The 16,488-nt window shown below is 70.3% G+C and carries 15 protein-coding genes and 1 riboswitch; of the genes, 10 read left to right on the forward strand and 5 right to left on the reverse strand.

The window, feature by feature from the left end; all coding sequences use genetic code 11:
- The first annotated feature begins 36 nt into the window (after positions 1 to 36).
- On the forward strand, positions 37 to 1,803 hold the full coding sequence (locus tag ABD912_RS21960) for a heavy metal translocating P-type ATPase (RefSeq protein WP_345154355.1): 1,767 nt from the start codon (positions 37 to 39) through the stop codon (positions 1,801 to 1,803).
- 18 nt (positions 1,804 to 1,821) lie between these two features.
- Positions 1,822 to 1,953 (forward strand): hypothetical protein, encoded by a 132-nt coding sequence (locus tag ABD912_RS21965; protein WP_345154358.1) that lies wholly within the window; start codon positions 1,822 to 1,824, stop codon positions 1,951 to 1,953.
- Positions 1,954 to 1,994: 41 nt separating this feature from the next.
- Here the strand turns inward: ABD912_RS21965 and ABD912_RS21970 are convergent, their stop codons facing one another.
- The 5 genes from ABD912_RS21970 to ABD912_RS21990 form a co-directional block, all read right to left on the reverse strand.
- The gene (locus tag ABD912_RS21970; RefSeq protein ID WP_345154361.1) at positions 1,995 to 3,116 is read right to left on the reverse strand and encodes a Gfo/Idh/MocA family protein; all 1,122 of its coding nucleotides are present in this window, start codon (positions 3,114 to 3,116) and stop codon (positions 1,995 to 1,997) included.
- A 286-nt stretch (positions 3,117 to 3,402) separates the two neighbouring features.
- Positions 3,403 to 3,921, reverse strand: coding sequence for a gamma carbonic anhydrase family protein (locus ABD912_RS21975; protein WP_345154363.1), 519 nt, complete (start codon positions 3,919 to 3,921; stop codon positions 3,403 to 3,405).
- 80 nt (positions 3,922 to 4,001) lie between these two features.
- Positions 4,002 to 5,219 carry an acyl-CoA dehydrogenase family protein gene (locus ABD912_RS21980; protein WP_345154364.1) on the reverse strand — a complete coding sequence of 406 codons (1,218 nt, stop codon included), beginning with the start codon at positions 5,217 to 5,219 and terminating at the stop codon, positions 4,002 to 4,004.
- Between the two features lie 265 nt (positions 5,220 to 5,484).
- Positions 5,485 to 6,336, reverse strand: a complete 852-nt coding sequence (gene purU, locus ABD912_RS21985; RefSeq protein ID WP_345154367.1) for a formyltetrahydrofolate deformylase — start codon at positions 6,334 to 6,336, stop codon at positions 5,485 to 5,487.
- Positions 6,333 to 7,397, reverse strand: coding sequence for an NAD(P)-binding domain-containing protein (locus ABD912_RS21990; RefSeq protein WP_345154457.1), 1,065 nt, complete (start codon positions 7,395 to 7,397; stop codon positions 6,333 to 6,335). The genes purU and ABD912_RS21990 overlap by 4 nt, the downstream gene beginning before the upstream one ends.
- A 234-nt stretch (positions 7,398 to 7,631) precedes the next feature.
- Positions 7,632 to 7,717, forward strand: a riboswitch (ZMP/ZTP riboswitch).
- A 76-nt stretch (positions 7,718 to 7,793) separates the two neighbouring features.
- On the opposite strand from ABD912_RS21990, the gene glyA reads away from it, so the two are divergent.
- The 8 genes from glyA to ABD912_RS22030 all read left to right on the forward strand — a co-directional run bounded on the left by glyA (position 7,794) and on the right by ABD912_RS22030 (position 16,478).
- Positions 7,794 to 9,083, forward strand: coding sequence for a serine hydroxymethyltransferase (gene glyA / locus ABD912_RS21995; protein WP_425548125.1), 1,290 nt, complete (start codon positions 7,794 to 7,796; stop codon positions 9,081 to 9,083).
- Positions 9,084 to 9,088: 5 nt separating this feature from the next.
- On the forward strand, positions 9,089 to 9,991 hold the full coding sequence (locus tag ABD912_RS22000; RefSeq protein WP_345154368.1) for a bifunctional methylenetetrahydrofolate dehydrogenase/methenyltetrahydrofolate cyclohydrolase: 903 nt from the start codon (positions 9,089 to 9,091) through the stop codon (positions 9,989 to 9,991).
- 327 nt (positions 9,992 to 10,318) lie between these two features.
- Positions 10,319 to 10,894: a hypothetical protein gene (locus ABD912_RS22005; protein ID WP_345154369.1), complete on the forward strand. Its 576-nt coding sequence runs from the start codon at positions 10,319 to 10,321 to the stop codon at positions 10,892 to 10,894.
- An 87-nt stretch (positions 10,895 to 10,981) separates the two neighbouring features.
- On the forward strand, positions 10,982 to 12,481 hold the full coding sequence (locus ABD912_RS22010; RefSeq protein WP_345154371.1) for a basic amino acid/polyamine antiporter: 1,500 nt from the start codon (positions 10,982 to 10,984) through the stop codon (positions 12,479 to 12,481).
- 13 nt (positions 12,482 to 12,494) lie between these two features.
- The gene (locus ABD912_RS22015) at positions 12,495 to 13,736 is read left to right on the forward strand and encodes an arginine deiminase (RefSeq protein WP_345154372.1); all 1,242 of its coding nucleotides are present in this window, start codon (positions 12,495 to 12,497) and stop codon (positions 13,734 to 13,736) included.
- A gap of 103 nt (positions 13,737 to 13,839) precedes the next feature.
- Entirely contained in the window at positions 13,840 to 14,781 is a 942-nt protein-coding gene (locus ABD912_RS22020; protein WP_345154374.1) for an ABC transporter ATP-binding protein, read from the forward strand.
- Complete coding sequence (locus tag ABD912_RS22025) at positions 14,774 to 15,646, forward strand: ABC transporter permease (RefSeq protein ID WP_345154376.1); 873 nt, start codon at positions 14,774 to 14,776, stop codon at positions 15,644 to 15,646. The genes ABD912_RS22020 and ABD912_RS22025 overlap by 8 nt, the downstream gene beginning before the upstream one ends.
- A 1-nt stretch (position 15,647) precedes the next feature.
- A complete protein-coding gene (locus ABD912_RS22030) occupies positions 15,648 to 16,478 on the forward strand; it encodes an ABC transporter permease (RefSeq protein ID WP_345154377.1) in 831 nt (276 codons plus the stop codon).
- Positions 16,479 to 16,488 lie beyond the last annotated feature (10 nt).

Consider the following 16,488-nt stretch of genomic DNA (forward strand, 5'->3'; position numbering starts at 1 on the left):
GTGGCGGCAGCCCGGCGCGCCGGTCGATGATGGAGCGTGAGGATCCTGCGCTTCCTGCAGCGGTACCCGCTGGTGACGGCCACACTAGCGGTGGGCCTGGCCGTCGCGGTGCTGCTGCTGGCGGGGCAGGAGCCGGTGGCGCGATGGATGGGGTCCGTGTATTCGCTGGCAGTGGCCGCAAAGGTTTCCGTGGGCATGGTCCGGGACGTGCTACACGGCCACTGGGGGATCGACATCCTCGCCGTCACTGCGATCGTCGCCACAGTGGCCGTGGGGGAGTACGGGGCCTCGCTGATCATCTGCCTAATGCTCACCGGCGGCGGCGCGCTGGAGGACTTCGCCGAACGCCGCGCCACGCGTGAACTCAGCGCCCTGCTGGACCGGGTTCCGGGTACCGCCCACCTGTGCCGTCCGGACGGGTCCCTCGCCGAGGTGCCGGTCGGGGACGTGGCGGTCGGCGACGAGGTGCTCCTGCGTCCGTCCGAGGTCCTCGCCGTCGACGGCATCCTTCTGAGCGAAGCCGCCGACTTTGACGAGTCTTCCCTCACCGGCGAACCACTGCCGGTGGCCCACTGGGCCGGCGATCCGGTCGTGTCCGGCGTCCTCAACGGAAACGTTGCCGTGCGGATCCGGGCCACCGCCGCTGCCGCCGACTCGCAGTATGCGCGCATCGTCGCGCTGGTCCGTGAAGCGGCGGCTTCCCGCGCCCCCGTGGTGCGGCTGGCGGACCGCTACGCCGTGCCTTTCACGCTCTTCGCCTACCTGCTGGGAGGGCTGGGCTGGTGGATCTCCGGCGATCCGGCACGCTTCGCCGAGGTGCTGGTGGTCGCCACGCCGTGCCCGCTGCTGATCGCGGCCCCGGTCGCGTTCATGGGCGGCATGAGCCGGGCGGCCAAGCGGGGCATCATCGTCAAGAACGGCGGAACGCTGGAACGGCTCGCCCGGGTGCGGACCGCCGCGTTCGACAAGACCGGGACGCTCACCCACGGAACCCCGCAGCTGATCGAGGTTCGGGTGGCGCCCGGTATCGCCGACCGGTTCGACGCCGACGCCCTGCTGCGGCTTGCCGCTTCCGCAGAGCAGTACTCCTCGCACGTGGTGGCCGCTTCAGTCATGCGTGCGGCGGCCGCTCGCGGGCTGGGCCTGGTCCCGGCCTCGGTGGCCAGCGAGGAGGCCACCAACGGGGTGCATGCGGTGTTCGACCCCGCCACCGTGCTGGTCGGCTTGCCGGCCGGGACGGCTTCCGGGCCGCCGGGGGCGGATCCGCCATCGACGCGGCTGGACGTGAGGGTCGGCAAGCGCCGCTGGATCGGGCAGCACTGCCGCGGGATGGCGGAGTACCCGCTCGGGGAGGGGGAGATGGCGGTCTACCTCGCCGTGAGCGGCGAGTTTGCCGGGGTGCTGGTGATGAGTGACGTTCTCCGCGAGGACGCGGCGCCGACGCTCGCGAGGCTGGACCGCCTAGGCGTCACCCGCCGGCTCATGCTCACCGGCGATGCGGCCGGCACCGCCAACCACATTGCCCGGAGGGTGGGCCTTACGGAGGTCCGCGCCGACCTGCTGCCGCAGGACAAGGTCCGCGAGATCGCCCACGCCGCCGGGCCCGTGATGATGGTCGGAGACGGCGTCAACGATGCGCCAGTGCTTGCGGCAGCCGACGTCGGCGTGGCGATGGGCGCGAAGGGGGCCACGGCGGCGAGCGAAAGCGCTGACGTCGTCATCATGACCGACGACATCTCCAAGGCGGCCTTGGCCGTGGAGATCGGGCAACGGACCGTCCGGGTCGCGCTGGAGAGCATTTAGCTGGGCATCGCCCTGTCCGTGGCATTGATGCTGGTGGCGGTGTTCGGAGCCCTGCCGGCCGTGTTGGGGGCCCTTAGCCAGGAGGTCGTGGACCTGGTCGCGATCCTCAATGCGTTGCGTTCCCTGAAGGGCCCGCACGGCATCCAATGAGCCTGCGCCGCGGCCATCCCGCCAAGAGCCGTCCCCGGGGATCAGTGGTGGTGGTCGTTGGGGTACTTGAGGCCCAACTGGGCACGCAGGCCGTCGAAGAGGCGCATCGTCGCCAGTGTGTGGTCCCAGGACATGGTCGGGCTCTGCTGCAGGCCCTCCTGGATGCATCGGGTGGTTTCGCGCAGTTCGTAGGTGTAGTTGTGTCCCACCGGCTCGAACCGCTCGACGCGGTCCTCCCCGCCGACCGGGTGGATCTCCAGCAGGGGTGGATTGTGCAGCGGATCGCCCGTGCGCAGCCAGCCGCCCGTGCAGGACACCGTTGCGTTGCGCGGGCAGGAACCGACCAGGCTCATCATCAGCTGCGCCTGCCGCCCGCCGGGATAGGTCAGGGTGACGGCCTCCTGCGGGTCCACGCCGTCGTGGTTCAGCCATCCCGAAGCCTGCGCCGACTGGGGGAAACCCAGGACCCCGACCGCCCAGGTGAGCGGGTAGACGGCCAGGTCCAGCAGGGCCCCGCCCCCGGCGGCGGGATCCCACAGCCGCCACCGCGGGTCCTGGTCGGCGGGGAACCCGAGGTCCGCGTGCAGCCAGGCCACCTCGCCCAGCTCTCCCGATCCGACGACGGACAGTGCCCGGTGGATGCCCGGCAGGAAACGGGTCCAGACGGCCTCCATGAGGAACAGCCCGCGCGTCCGGGCCAGTTGCACCAGTTCCGTGGATTCGGCGGCATTGATGGTCAGCGACTTTTCGCAGAGCACGTGCTTGCCCGCTTCCAAGGCCGCCCGCGCCACCTCGTAGTGCTGTCCGTGCGGGGTGGCGATGTACACGACCTCGATGTCCGGATCGGCGAAGAGGTGCCCGTGGCCAGGCACCCCGCCGTTGTCTCCGTAGGACCGCGGGGCTCCGTAGCGGCCGGCGAACCCGGCGGCCCGGGCGGCGTCGCGCGAGCTTACCGCCACCAGTTGCGCATCCTCGAGCATCAGCAGGTCGTGGGCCACCAGTTCGGCGACGGTGCCTGTGGAAACGATGCCCCAGCGCAGCGTCCGCCCGGTGGCCCGCACGGGGGAGGGGGCGCCCTCGGCGGCGCACGGGGGGACCGGGATGAAGGGCGGGGCGGACGTCGCAGCGGAGGTGAGCGGCGGGCGGGGGCTGGATCCGGTCATGCGCACAGCCTGCCATCGGGGCAGGGGTGCGGCAATGGGCGTGGGGCAAACCCGCGTCTTCGGGACCGCGTGGTTTTCGGAGCACCTATTGACAGAATTGGTAAAGCGTCGACTAATATCGTGATTGTGGGTTGACCGCAGGCGCCTTCCGGAGGACGGACCGGAGGGTACGGTGCGGCAGAGGCCCCCGCTGGGCCGGCACGTCCCTGATCGAAGATCAAGGGACGCGCCAGCGCGGCGGGGGCCTCTGCTTGGTTAAGGTTTCCGGCCCGGGGCTCCGGAAGGGTCAGGCGTTTGCGGCGCGGTGCTTGGCGGCGAGGACCAGGTAGGTTTCGGCGTTGCGGCGGAGCGATTCCACCTCTTCGTCGGTCAGTTCGCGCCGCACCTTCGCGGGTGCGCCGGCGACCAGGGACCGCGGCGGCACGACCGTCCCCTCAAGGACCAGAGCTCCCGCTGCCACCAGCGACTCAGCGCCGATGACTGCGCGGTTCATGATGGTCGCGCTCATGCCCACCAGGGTGTTGTCGCCGATGGTGCAGCTGTGGATAACGGCCGAATGGCCCACGGAAACGCCGGAGCCGACGGTGCAGGGGATCCCGCGGTCGGCGTGGACCACGACGTTGTCCTGCAGGTTGCTGTTGGCGCCGATGCGGATGGGGGCGGAGTCCCCGCGGACGGAGACGCCGTAGAACGCGCTCGATCCCGGCGCCATCCCGACGTCGCCGGACAGGGCGGCGGTCGGTGCGATGAAGGCGTCGTCGGCGACCTGCGGGGTCGCGCCGTCAATGGTGATGATGTGGCTCATGGCAGGATCCTAGCCCCGGGCAAGGGCAGGCGCCCGCAGCCGGAGGCCGCGGGCGCCGGTAGGCATGGGGTCGTCCCCCGCTAGAGTTCCCAGCCGGATACGGGCAAGCGGCCCAGCAGGGCGTATTCGCCGACCTCGCGCCGCTTGTGGGCGGCGGGGTCGTGCAGCTTGTGGCGGTGGGCGTTGCGCCAGAAGACGTCCAACCCCAGCTTGTTGGACGTCGCGGGGCTCCCCGACACCTCGAACACCCGGTCCACGATCTCCAGGGCGGCGGCGGCGGCGCTCTGCTTGGCGGCGGAGACCCGCACCGCGATTTCCCCGCGGTCCTGCGCGGTCAGGGCGCCCCGGTCTCCGTGCAACAGCGCGGAGAGCCGCGCGTCCACGGCGTCGGTCAGGGCCTGGGCCGCCCACAGCTTGGATTGCAGGTCCCCGAAGGTTTCCAGCGCATAGCCCTGCGTTCCGGTCTCGCGGGCCCGGTCCCCGCCGTCCGCCGCCTGCGGGCGGGCGCATTCCAGGGCGGTGCGCAGCGCGCCCTCGGCGATGCCGACGTAGATTTCCGCAAAGATCTGCTGGGCCAAGGGGACCGCCAGCGTCTTGGGGGTGGCGTCCGCCGCATAGCGGGCGGCGCGGTCCCAGCCCGCTTCGACGTCGGTCAGCACGGCGGTGCCGCGCGGCAGTGACTGGGGATCGGGCGCATCCTCGGGGGCGTGGAAGGTGATGCCGTCCTGGCGGGTCGGGACGATCGCGAACACATGGCCGCCGTCGGCTTCCCGGCCCTCGATCACCAGCAGGTCGGACACGGGAGCTCCGGAGGCGAAGGACTTGTGGCCGTTGAAGTACAGGCGCCCATCGCGTTCGATGACCCGCACCGATCCTTCGCCGGGGTCCGTCGCGGCGCCGAAGAACAGGTTGTTGCGGGTGTAGAGCTCCTCGAGTTCGCGGATCTGTTCCCCGCTCCCGCCCACCCGCACCGACCAGGCCCAAAGCAGGTGGCACCCCAGCAGTTCGCCCACCGCGGCGCAGCCGGCGGAGACGGCGCGGATCGCACGCAGGGCGGTGGCCCAGGTCTGTCCGCCGCCCCCGGCGGAGGCCGGGCCCAGCATGATGGTCAGCCCGGACTCCTTCAGGAGGCGCACCTTGAACTCGGGCGACAGGCCGTCGCGGTCGCGATCCGCCGCTCGCGCGGTCAGCAGGGCGGAAACATCCTCGGCACGGGCAAGCCATTCCGAGGCGGTCAGGGGCAGGGAACGTCCTGTCCGGAGGGATTCGGTCAGCGCATCATTCACAATGGTGGCCAAGTAAGGTCCTTCGGTGCGTGGGCGGATACCCGGCCCGCGCCCGCGGTCCGGGGCGCCGGACGAAATTCGGCGCTGTTCCCATGGTTATCACATGTGATCCCGGGCACATAGGGCTATGGACGAATTTGTGCATCCGATGGCGCAAAATGACGCATTTCATCTGCGGGTACCCCATTTTCCGGCAGGGTGTTCCAGCCGGGGCCGCCGGCCGTAGCGGGGCGAGCGAAGCGGTCTTATGCCTCAGCCGGCCCCGGCCGGGGGCACGTCAGTTGAAGACAACCGTGCGGTGGCCATCCAGCAGGACGCGGCGCTCGGCGTGCCACTGCACCGCATGCACCAGGGTGCGGGCCTCGACGTCGCGGCCCATGGCCACGAACTGTTCGGCCGTGCGCGCATGGTTGACCCGGATGACTTCCTGCTCGATGATCGGGCCCTCGTCCAGGTCGGCGGTGACGTAGTGGGCGGTGGCGCCGATCAGCTTCACGCCGCGCGCATAGGCCTGGTGGTACGGCTTGGCGCCCTTGAAGGAGGGCAGGAATGAGTGGTGGATGTTGATCGCGCGCCCCTGCAGCGCCCGGCAGAGGTCGTCGGAGAGGATCTGCATGTAGCGGGCCAGCACCACCAGTTCGATCTCGTGCTCGGCCACGAGTTCCAGCAGTCGGGCCTCGGCATCGGCCTTGGTGGCCGGGGTGACCGGGATGTGCACGAACGGAACCCCGTAGAAGTCGGCCATCGGCTTCAGGTCCAGGTGGTTGGAAACGATCGCCGGAACCTCGATCGGCAGCGTTCCGGTGCGCTGCTGGAACAACAGGGCATTGAGCGCGTGCCCCTCCTTGGAGCACATGACCAGGGTGCGCAGCGGGCGCTCCTCCGCGTACACGCCCAGGGTCATCCCGAACTCCCGCGACACCGGAGCCAGCGACGCGTTCAGCGCGGTTTCGCCAGCCTGCGTCGACACCGCGATCCGCATGAAGAACGTCCCGCTTTCGGGGCTCTCGAACTGCTGGGACTCGGTGATGTTGCATCCGGCCTGCAGCAGGGCGCCGGAGACGGCGTGCACGATTCCGGGGCGGTCGGCGCAGGAGAGGGTCACGATGAGGTTCTGTGTGCTGGTCACCCCGAGATTCTACTGGGGAGCCGCTGCAGCGCCGCCCGGGCCGCGGCCCTGCCGGCGCGGGTGGCTCCGAGGGTTGACGCCGAGGCCCCGTAGCCGACGAGGAACAGCGCCGGCTCCCGCGGGACGGACACGCCGTCGGACCCCATGCGGATTCCTCCTCCGGGCTCGCGCAGCCTCAACGGGGCCAGATGGTCCAGCGAGGCCCGGAAGCCCGTGGCCCACAGCACGGCGTCCAACTCCTCGGCCGAGCCGTCCGCGAACACCGCGCCGGTGGCCGTCAGTTTCCGCAGCGGACCGCGGGAGGCCAGGACGCCGGAAGCGATGCCCGCCCGGTAGTCCGGGGTCAGCGGCAACCCGGTGACCGCGGAGACGCTCAGCGGCGGCAGCCCGGCCTGGGTGCGCCCGTTGACCCGCCGTTCCACCGCGGCGCCCCAGGCGGGGTCGAACGGCCGGTCCGTCCACTCCGGTGCGCGCCGGGTGGACCATGCGGTGCGCGCGCCGGCGGCGTCCAGCTGCAGCAGGAACTGCACCGCCGAGGTGCCGGCGCCCACCACCAGCACCCGCTGGCCGCGGAACTCTTCCGCGGAGCGGAAGTCGTGGGTGTGCAGCTGGCGTCCCCTGAATGTTTCCCGGCCGGGATAGTAGGGCCAGTAGGGGCGGTCCCACGTGCCGGTCGCGTTGACCACCGCGTCCGCGGCCCACGCGCGGCCGTCGGTCGCGCGCACCAGCAGTGAGCCGCCGTCGTGCTCCGGGTACCGGGACACTGACGCGACGCGCACGGGGCGTTCCACCGGGAGCCCGTACCGTGCCTCGTAGGCTCCGTAGTACCGGGCGACGACGGCGGAACTGGGCTCCTGCGGGTCCGGGGCGCCGAGGGGCAGGCCGGGGAGGTCGTGCAGGGCATGGGCCGCGTCGAACGTGAGCGCGTCCCAGCGGTGGCGCCAGGCGCCGCCCGGGCCGGCGTTTGCGTCCAGCACCACGAAGTCGTCCCAGGGACGCATCCCCTGCCGGGCCAGATGGTACGCCGCGCTCAGCCCCGCCTGCCCGGCGCCGATCACCACGACGGCGACCCGCGCCGGCGTCTCGTGGGTGGGGGCCTCGTTTGCCTGGACCCGGTTGGCCGGGACCTCGTTGGTGCGCACGCTTCCTCCTCCTGCCGATCCGTTCCGGGCCCGGCGTGGATGATTGAATCATCAATTACTAGGGAAACATTGCGCGGTTCTCCCGTATTCCGCCGCACTCCCGCCGGCGGGACGGTTCACGTTTCCGCGGCTGGGGGGCTTCTCCGTTAGCATGGAACCCGTCGCGACTGGCGTTGGGTGGATGACCACCGGGGAGCGGCACGAGCGTCGACCACGGACCGCGCGCCTGGGCCCGTGGAGCATGTTTCGGCTGCGTGCCGAAAACCTGACCCAGCCCGCTTCGTACCACGATTCCGCCCCCAGGAGATTACACACGTGAGCAGTGAGAACACCGTGACCAACCAGTCCCTCGCCGAGGTCGATCCGGAAATCGCCGCCGTCCTGACCGACGAGCTTGGCCGCCAGCGCAACACCCTTGAGATGATCGCCTCGGAGAACTTCGCGCCGCGCTCCGTCCTCGAGGCCCAGGGCTCCGTCCTGACCAACAAGTACGCCGAGGGCTACCCGGGCCGCCGCTACTACGGCGGCTGCGAGTTCGTCGACGTCGCCGAGAACCTCGCGATCGACCGCGTCAAGTCCCTCTTCGGGGCCAAGTTCGCCAACGTCCAGCCGCACTCCGGCGCTTCGGCCAACGCCGCCGCGCTGGCGGCGATGATCAAGCCCGGCGACAAGATGCTCGGCCTCTCGCTGGCCCACGGCGGACACCTGACCCACGGCATGAAGCTGAACTTCTCCGGCAAGCTCTACGCGGTTGCCGCCTACGAGGTCGAGGCCGACACGTTCCGCGTCGACATGGACAAGCTGCGCGAGCAGGCGCTGCGCGAACGCCCCCAGGTGATCGTCGCCGGCTGGTCGGCCTACCCGCGCCAGCTGGACTTCGCCGCGTTCCGCTCCATCGCGGACGAGGTCGGCGCGCTGTTCTGGACCGACATGGCGCACTTCGCCGGCCTGGTGGCAGCCGGACTGCACCCGAACCCGGTTCCTTACTCCGACGTCGTCACCTCCACCGTGCACAAGACCCTCGCCGGTCCGCGCTCGGGCATCATCCTCTCCAACGAGGCGGAGATGGCGAAGAAGATCAACTCCAACGTCTTCCCGGGCCAGCAGGGCGGTCCGCTTATGCACGCTGTCGCCGGCAAGGCCGTGGCCTTCAAGATCGCCGCCTCCGAGGAGTTCAAGGAGCGCCAGGAGCGCACCCTCGAGGGTGCGCGGATCCTCGCCGAGCGCCTGACCTCCTCCGACGTCGTGGATGCCGGAGTGTCCGTCCTCACCGGCGGCACCGACGTGCACCTGGTCCTCGTCGACCTGCGCAACTCGCAGCTGGAAGGCAAGCAGGCCGAAGACCTGCTGCACGAGATCGGCATCACCGTGAACCGTAACTCCGTGCCGTTCGACCCGCGCCCGCCGATGGTCACCTCCGGCCTGCGCATCGGCACCCCGGCGCTGGCGACCCGCGGCTTCGGCGCCGACGAGTTCACCGAGGTCTCCGAGATCATCGCCACCGCCCTGAAGGACGGCGCCGCCACCGACGTCCAGGCCCTCAAGGCCCGCGTCGACAAGCTGGCCGCGGCCTTCCCGCTCTACCCCGGACTGGAGCAGTGGTAGGCCAGATGACCGCACGGATTCTTGACGGCAAGGCCACTGCCGCCGCGATCAAGACCGAACTCACCGGACGCGTCGCCGCACTGAAGGCCAAGGGCATCGTCCCCGGCCTGGGCACCGTCCTGGTCGGCGAGGATCCGGGATCCCAGTGGTACGTCGGCGGCAAGCACAAGGACTGCGCCGAGGTCGGCATCCAGTCCATCCGCCGCGACCTGCCGGAGAGCACCACGCAGGAGGAGCTGCTGGGTGTCATTGCCGAGCTGAACGCCAACCCGGAATGCACCGGGTACATCGTCCAGTTGCCGCTGCCCAAGCACATCGACCAGGACGTGATCCTCGAGGCCATGGACCCGGCCAAGGATGCCGACGGCCTGCACCCGATGAACCTGGGCCGGCTGGTCGCCAACGTCAACCGCCCCATGTCCTCCCCGCTGCCGTGCACCCCGAAGGGCTGCGTCGTGCTGATGGAGCGCCACGGAATCGACCTCAACGGCAAGCGCGTCGTCGTGGTCGGCCGCGGCGTGACCATCGGCCGTCCCATCGGGCTGCTGCTGACCCGCCGCGACGTCAACGCGACCGTGGTCCTGGCCCACACCGGGACCGCGGACCTGGCCGCGGAGCTGCGCCGGGCCGACGTCGTCATCGCCGCCGCCGGCGTGCCGCACATGATCAAGGCCGAGGACCTCAAGCCCGGCGCGATCGTGCTGGACGTGGGCGTCTCCCGCGTCGACGACGGCAGCGGCAAGGCCGTGGTGACGGGCGACGTCGACCCGGCCGCCGCCGACGTTGCCGGCTGGCTGTCCCCGAACCCGGGCGGCGTGGGGCCGATGACCCGCGCCATGCTGCTGGCCAACGTGGTCGAGGCCGCCGAACGCCAGGCGGAGGAACTCCAGGGCGCCGGCGCCAGCTAGGCGGCGAGGGCCCCGCGGCGAGCGAAGCGAGACGTGGGAGCCGCGTAGCGCTAGCCACGCAGGAAACACCGCACCAACCACGCAGCACCATCCACGCCACGGCGCCCCACCGGTTTTCCGGCGGGGCGCCGTGGCGCGTTCGGGCGGGGCCGCGCTCGCCCCGGCCCTGCCCGGCCTCGCGGTCCATCCATGTGCGAGTCCTATCCCTGTGCATGGCGGGCCTGTAGTGGTACAAAGAGGCTGGGTACAGTAGCGGGTCCTGTGCAAACAGCCTCCACCGGTCCTGCCGGCGGAGCCACCCACCACCGGGAACGAGGTTCGCGAACCATGGACACCATGCAGATCTTCTGGATCGTCGTCGCCATCGTTGTGGTCGTTGTGTTGGCCGTGGTCATCGCCAAGGCCTCCGGAGCGGCCAAGCGGAAGCGCCAGGCCAAAGAGGCCGAGGAGCACCGGGAGGAGGCCGTCCGGCTGGAGGAGGAGGTGGCGGAACGGGACCGGGCCGCCCGCCAGCATGATGTGGAGTCCCGCCGGGCCAGCCTGCAGGCCGAGGAGGCCGCACTACAGCTGGACGAGGCGAACATGGAAGCCGAGCGCAAGCGCCGGGAGTCGCAGCGGCTTCAGCAGGAGGCGCAGGAGGCCCGCGGCACCATGGCCGAGGAGCAGCGCAAGGCCGAGGAGTTGGAGCCGGGGGACGCGACTACCGCAGCCACTACGGACGCAGCCGCCGCCGGCACGCCGGCCCAAGAAGCGGCAGCACGGGAGCAGGCATCCCCGGAGGCCGGGCAGGCAACGGAAGGCGGCACCGTGCGGGAACGGGGTGCGCACGCAGCGGATGTGCAGGACCCGAACCGGCCGGACGATGAACCCGAGCGGCCGACCCGCAGCGGGGACCAGGCATAGGTCCGCCTCGCGTGATCCAGGTGCCGATCCGACGGTTCCTGAGTGATTTCCCTTGAGTGATTTCATGGATCCGTAGGAAGAGGGACCATGGCTGCCGGAACCGAAACCGCACCGAGCAAGCTCAGCCTGCCCGCGCTCACCGCGATGGTGGTCGGTTCGATGGTCGGCGCCGGGGTCTTCCAGCTGCCGTCCCGGTTCGCGACCCAGACCGGAGTGTACGGAGCGGTCATTGCCTGGGCCATTGCGGGCGCCGGCATGCTCATGCTGGCGTTCGTCTTCCAGAACCTCGCCAACAGCAAGCCCACGCTCGACAACGGCGTGTACGTCTACGCCCGGGAGGGATTCGGGGTGTACCCCGGCTTCCTCTCGGCGGTCGGCTTCTGGGCGTCCTCGTGCGCTGGCAACGCCTTCTACTGGGTGCTCATCATGACCACCCTCTCCCAGCTGTTCCCCGGCCTGGAGCCGGTGCTCGGCGACGGGGACACCTGGTGGGCGTTCCTGTTCTCCGCCGCCGCGGTCTGGGGCTTCTACGCGCTGATCCGCAGAGGCGTGCAGGGGGCCGCGTGGATCAATGCGATCGTGACCGCGGCCAAGCTCATCCCGCTGCTCCTCTTCCTGGTGCTCGTGATCTTCTTCTTCAAGGGGGACGTGTTCGTCGCCAACCTCAGCGGCGGATACGACATTTCGGGTGGCGAATCGCTGTTCGCCCAGGTGCAGGGCACGATGCTCATCACCGTCTTCGTCTTCCTCGGAATCGAGGGGGCGAGCGTCTACTCGCGGTACGCCCAGAAGCGCTCCGACGTCGGAAAGGCCACGGTGCTCGGCTTCCTGTCGGTGCTGGCCCTGTTCGCGAGCATCTCGATCCTGTCCTACGGCATCCTCCCCAAGGCGGAGATCGCGGCGCTGCCGCAGCCCTCGGTCGGCGGCGTCCTGGAGGCGGCGGTCGGCCCGTGGGGCGGCGCGTTCATCCGCGTCGGCCTGATCATCTCCGTCCTCGGCGCCTACCTTGCCTGGCAGCTGCTCGCCGCCGACGTCGTCTACGCCGCCGCGAAGGACAACGACCTCCCCACCTACTTCAGCAGGTCCAACGCACACGGCGCCCCGGAGAACGCGGTGCTGTGGACCTCGATCCTGGTCACCGCCATCCTGTTTGCCGTGCAGTTCCTGGACAATGCCCTCGACTTCACCCTCGACCTCACCGCGGCCCTTGCCCTGGCCCCGTTCGCGCTGGCGTCGGCGTACGCGGTGAAGGTCGCCGTGACCAGGGACGGGTACGACGGCGTCCTGCCGCAAACGCGCAGCCGCGAACTCACCGTCGCGATCCTTTCGCTGGTCTACACGCTGTTCCTCGTCTGGGCGGCCGGGTACCTTTTCCTGTTCCTCGCCTGCGTGCTGCTCGCCCCGGCAACGGTGCTCTACATCATGGCCCGCCGGGAGACCGGGTCGCGGATCTTCACCACCGCAGGCCTGGCCGTCTTCATCGCCGTGGTCATCGGCGCCGTCGTCGGCATCGTGCTGATGGCCACCGGCGTCGTCTCGATCGACGCGCCGATACCCGCCGAGCCCCCGTACCCTCCGCACGAATAGCCAGGAGACCCACGTGACCACTGACCAGCCGTACGGCGTCCACTCCGAGGTCGGAAAGCTCAACAAGGTGCTCGTGTGCCGCCCGGGCCTGGGCCACGAGCGGCTCACCCCCAGCAACAACGATGCCCTGCTCTTCGACGACGTGCTTTGGGTGGACAACGCAAAGCGGGACCACGCCGAGTTCGTGGCGAACCTGCGCGGACGCGGCGTGGAGGTCGTCGAGCTCCACGACCTGCTGGCCGGCACGCTCGCCGTGCCCGACGCGAAAGGGTGGCTCCTGGAGCGCAAGATCGTGCCGAACGAGGTCGGCGCCGGCCTGGTCGCCGACACCCGGGCGTTCCTGGAATCCCTCCCGGACGCCGACCTGGCGGAGTTCCTCATCGGTGGCCTGTCCACCCGCGACCTTCCCTCCGAGTTCCGGTCCGGCTACCTGGCGCTTGCCCGCGAGTCGACCGGCGTGAACGAGTACCTGATGCCCCCGCTTCCCAACACCCTCTACACCCGCGACACGACGTGCTGGATCTTCGGCGGCCTCACGCTGAACCCGCTGTACTGGCCCGCGCGGCACGACGAGACGCTCCTGATGAAGGCGATCTACGGGTTCCACCCCGACTTCGCCGGCAGCACCGTCTGGTGGGGCGACCCGGAGCAGGACTGGGGCCAGGCCACCCTTGAGGGCGGAGACGTCATGCCGGTCGGGAAGGGCGCCGTGCTCATCGGCATGAGCGAACGCACCAGCCGGCAGGCGATCACGCAGGTCGCCGCGGCGCTGTTCGCGGCCGGGGCCGCCGAACGGGTGCTCGTCGCCGCGATGCCGAAGCTGCGCGCGGCCATGCACCTGGACACCGTGTTTACGTTCGCCGACCGCGACCTGGTGACCTACTACCCGGACATCGTGGACGGCATCCATCCGTTCGAGCTGCGCCCGGGCGAAGCAGGGGAGGTGGACGTCGTCGACCACGAGGGGCAGCACTGGATCGACGTCGTCGGCAGGGCCCTGGGCCTGGCGCTGCGCCGGGTCGAGCCCGGCGGCGGCTGGTATGCCGGGGAACGCCAGCAGTGGGACAGCGGCAACAACGTGGTCGCCGTCGAGCCGGGCGTGGTCTTCGCCTACGACCGCAACACCCACACGAACGCGCTGCTGCGGCAGGAGGGAGTGGAGGTCATTGAGATCGTGGGCGCCGAGCTGGGCCGCGGCCGCGGTGGGGGACACTGCATGACCTGCCCGATCTCCCGGGACGCTGTCGAGTTCTAGCCCGTAGAATTCTGGCCGCTGCGGCGAAAGGACCGCGCCGGCGCCGCCTTCCGCCGTCGTGCTCCTCTGGGGTCCGGAGCGTTCCGGGGTTATTGTGAAGCACATGCCTAACAGTCCGGGGTCCCAAGCGGTGGTCTCCGCCCGCGACCTGACCAAGCGCTTCGGCGACTTCGCCGCCGTGGACGGCATCTCCTTCGAGATCTCCGCCGGCGAGTCCTTCGGGCTCCTCGGCCCCAACGGGGCCGGCAAGTCCACCACCATGCGCATGCTCGGCGGCGTCTCCCGGCGCACCTCCGGGGACCTGGAGATCATGGGCCTGGACCCGGAGCGGCAGGGACCGGAGGTCCGCGCGCACCTGGGCGTGGTGCCGCAGCAGGACAACCTGGACGAGGAGCTGCGGGTTCGCGACAACCTGATCGTCTACGGCCGCTACTTCGGGCTGCCGATGTCCTACCTCAAGCCGAAATCCGCCGAGCTGCTGGAGTTCGCCCAGCTGGGGGACAAGGCCGGGGCCCGCATCGACGACCTCTCCGGAGGCATGAAGCGGCGCCTGACGATCGCCCGCTCGCTGATCAACGACCCGGGCATCCTCCTGCTGGACGAACCCACCACGGGGCTGGACCCGCAGGCGCGGCACGTGCTGTGGGACCGGCTTTTCCGGCTCAAGGAACGCGGCACCACGCTGGTCCTGACCACCCACTACATGGACGAGGCCGAGCAGCTCTGCGACCGGCTGATCGTGGTGGACCGGGGCCGGATCATGGCCGAGGGCAGCCCTGCGGACCTGATCCGCGCGCATTCGACCCGCGAGGTCGTGGAACTGCGCTTCGGCGCCGACCGCAACGCCTCCGCGGCGGCCGCGCTCGCCGGGCTCGGCGAACGCCTCGAGGTGCTGCCGGACCGGATCCTGGTCTACGCGGACGACGGCGAGGCGGTCCTGGAGCAGGCGGCAGGGCGCGGGCTTCAGCCGGTCACGTCGCTGGTGCGCAGGTCCTCGCTGGAGGACGTCTTCCTCCGGCTGACCGGGAGGAGCCTCGTTGATTGAGCGCCAGGAGGCCGTTCCCGGGGCGGAACGGCCCGCGCCCCCGCCGTTGCGGCCGCACTCCGCGGCGGCCAGCGCGGCCAGTGCCCGCCGATGGGGCACCTGGTACGTCGCCGAGCACAAGCTGCGCGGCATGCGCGGCTATCTGGGGGTGATCATCGCCTACTCGATCGGCAACCCGTTGATGTACCTGTTCGCCATGGGGGTGGGGCTGGCCTCGCTGGTGGACTCCAACTCCGGCGCCGAGGCGTTCGGCGGGGTGACCTACCTGCAGTTCATCGTCCCGGCGCTGCTGGTCTCCGCGGCGGTGATGGCGGCCTCGGAGGAGTTCAGCTACCCGGTGGTGAGCGGGTTCAAATGGAGGCGCACCTACTACGGGCCGCTGGCGTCCCCGATCTCGCCCCAACAGATCTGCCAGGGCCACGCGCTGGCCGTCGCGGTGCGCCTGCTCGCCCAGTCCGTGGCCTACCAGGCGATCGTGATCGCCTTCGGGGCCACCGGGGCGTGGGGATGGGCGTCCTCACTCGTGGCGATGCTGGCCGGCCTGGCCTTCGGACTGCCGATGATGGCGTATTCGGCCTCCATCCGCGAGGACCGCGGGCAGTTCGCTCTGGTGCAGCGGTTCGTGGTGATGCCGCTGTTCCTCTTCTCCGGGACCTTCTTCCCGCTGTCGACGCTGCCGTGGTTCCTGCAGTGGATCGGCTGGATCTCGCCGGTCTGGCACGGTTCCGAACTGGCCCGGGTGCTGGGCTACGGGCAGGCGGAGCCGTGGTGGCTCTCGGTGGTCCACCTGGCCTTCCTCCTGCTGCTGGCCGGGGGCGGGCTGGCTGCGGCCCGGCGGGTTTACGTCCGACGGCTGGAGGCCTGAGATGGCCCTGGAGCACGACGCCGCCCCGCGCCTTGCGCCCGACGAGCGCCCGTTGGCGGGCCTGTACTCCCGCAACGCGCGCGCGGTCATCGCGCGCGGGCTGCTGGCCACCCGCACCAGCAACTGGACGGTGATGGTCTCCGGGTTTTTCGAACCCGTGCTGTACCTGCTGTCCATGGGCATCGGCCTGGGCGCCCTGGTGGGGGAGGTGGCCGGCCCCGGCGGCCAGCAGATCAGCTACGCGGCCTACATCGCCCCGGCCTTGCTGGCGGTTTCGGCGATGAACGGGGCGGTCTACGACTCCACCTGGAACGTGTTCTTCAAGCTCAACTTCGCCAAGCTCTACCAGAACATGCTCTACACCTCGTTGGGACCGCTGGACGTGGCGATCGGGGAGATCTTCCTGGCGCTGCTGCGCGGCTTCCTCTACGCCACCGGCTTCACCGTGGTGATGGCTGCCATGGGGCTGCTCACCTCGCCGTGGGCGCTGCTGATGGTGCCCGCCTCGGTGCTCATCGCCTTCGGTTTCGCGGCGATCGGCATGGGCATCACCAGCTTCATGACCCGCTTCCAGCAAATGGACTGGATCGGGTTCGCGCTGCTGCCGATGTTCCTGTTCTCGGCCACCTTCTACCCGCTCTCCGTCTACCCCGAGCCGATCCAGTGGTTCATCCAGGCGCTGCCGCTCTGGCACGGCGTCGAACTGCTGCGTGAGCTGAGCGTGGGCCAGGTCGGCACGGCCACCCTGGGTCACCTGGCCTACTACGTGGCGATGGCCGCAGTGGGGCTGGTCCTGACCACCGCCCGGCTGCGCGCCCTGTTCCTCCGCTAACGCGCGGGGC

The organism is Arthrobacter ginkgonis (genome assembly GCF_039540195.1).
Taxonomy (GTDB): Bacteria; Actinomycetota; Actinomycetes; order Actinomycetales; family Micrococcaceae; genus Zafaria; species Zafaria ginkgonis.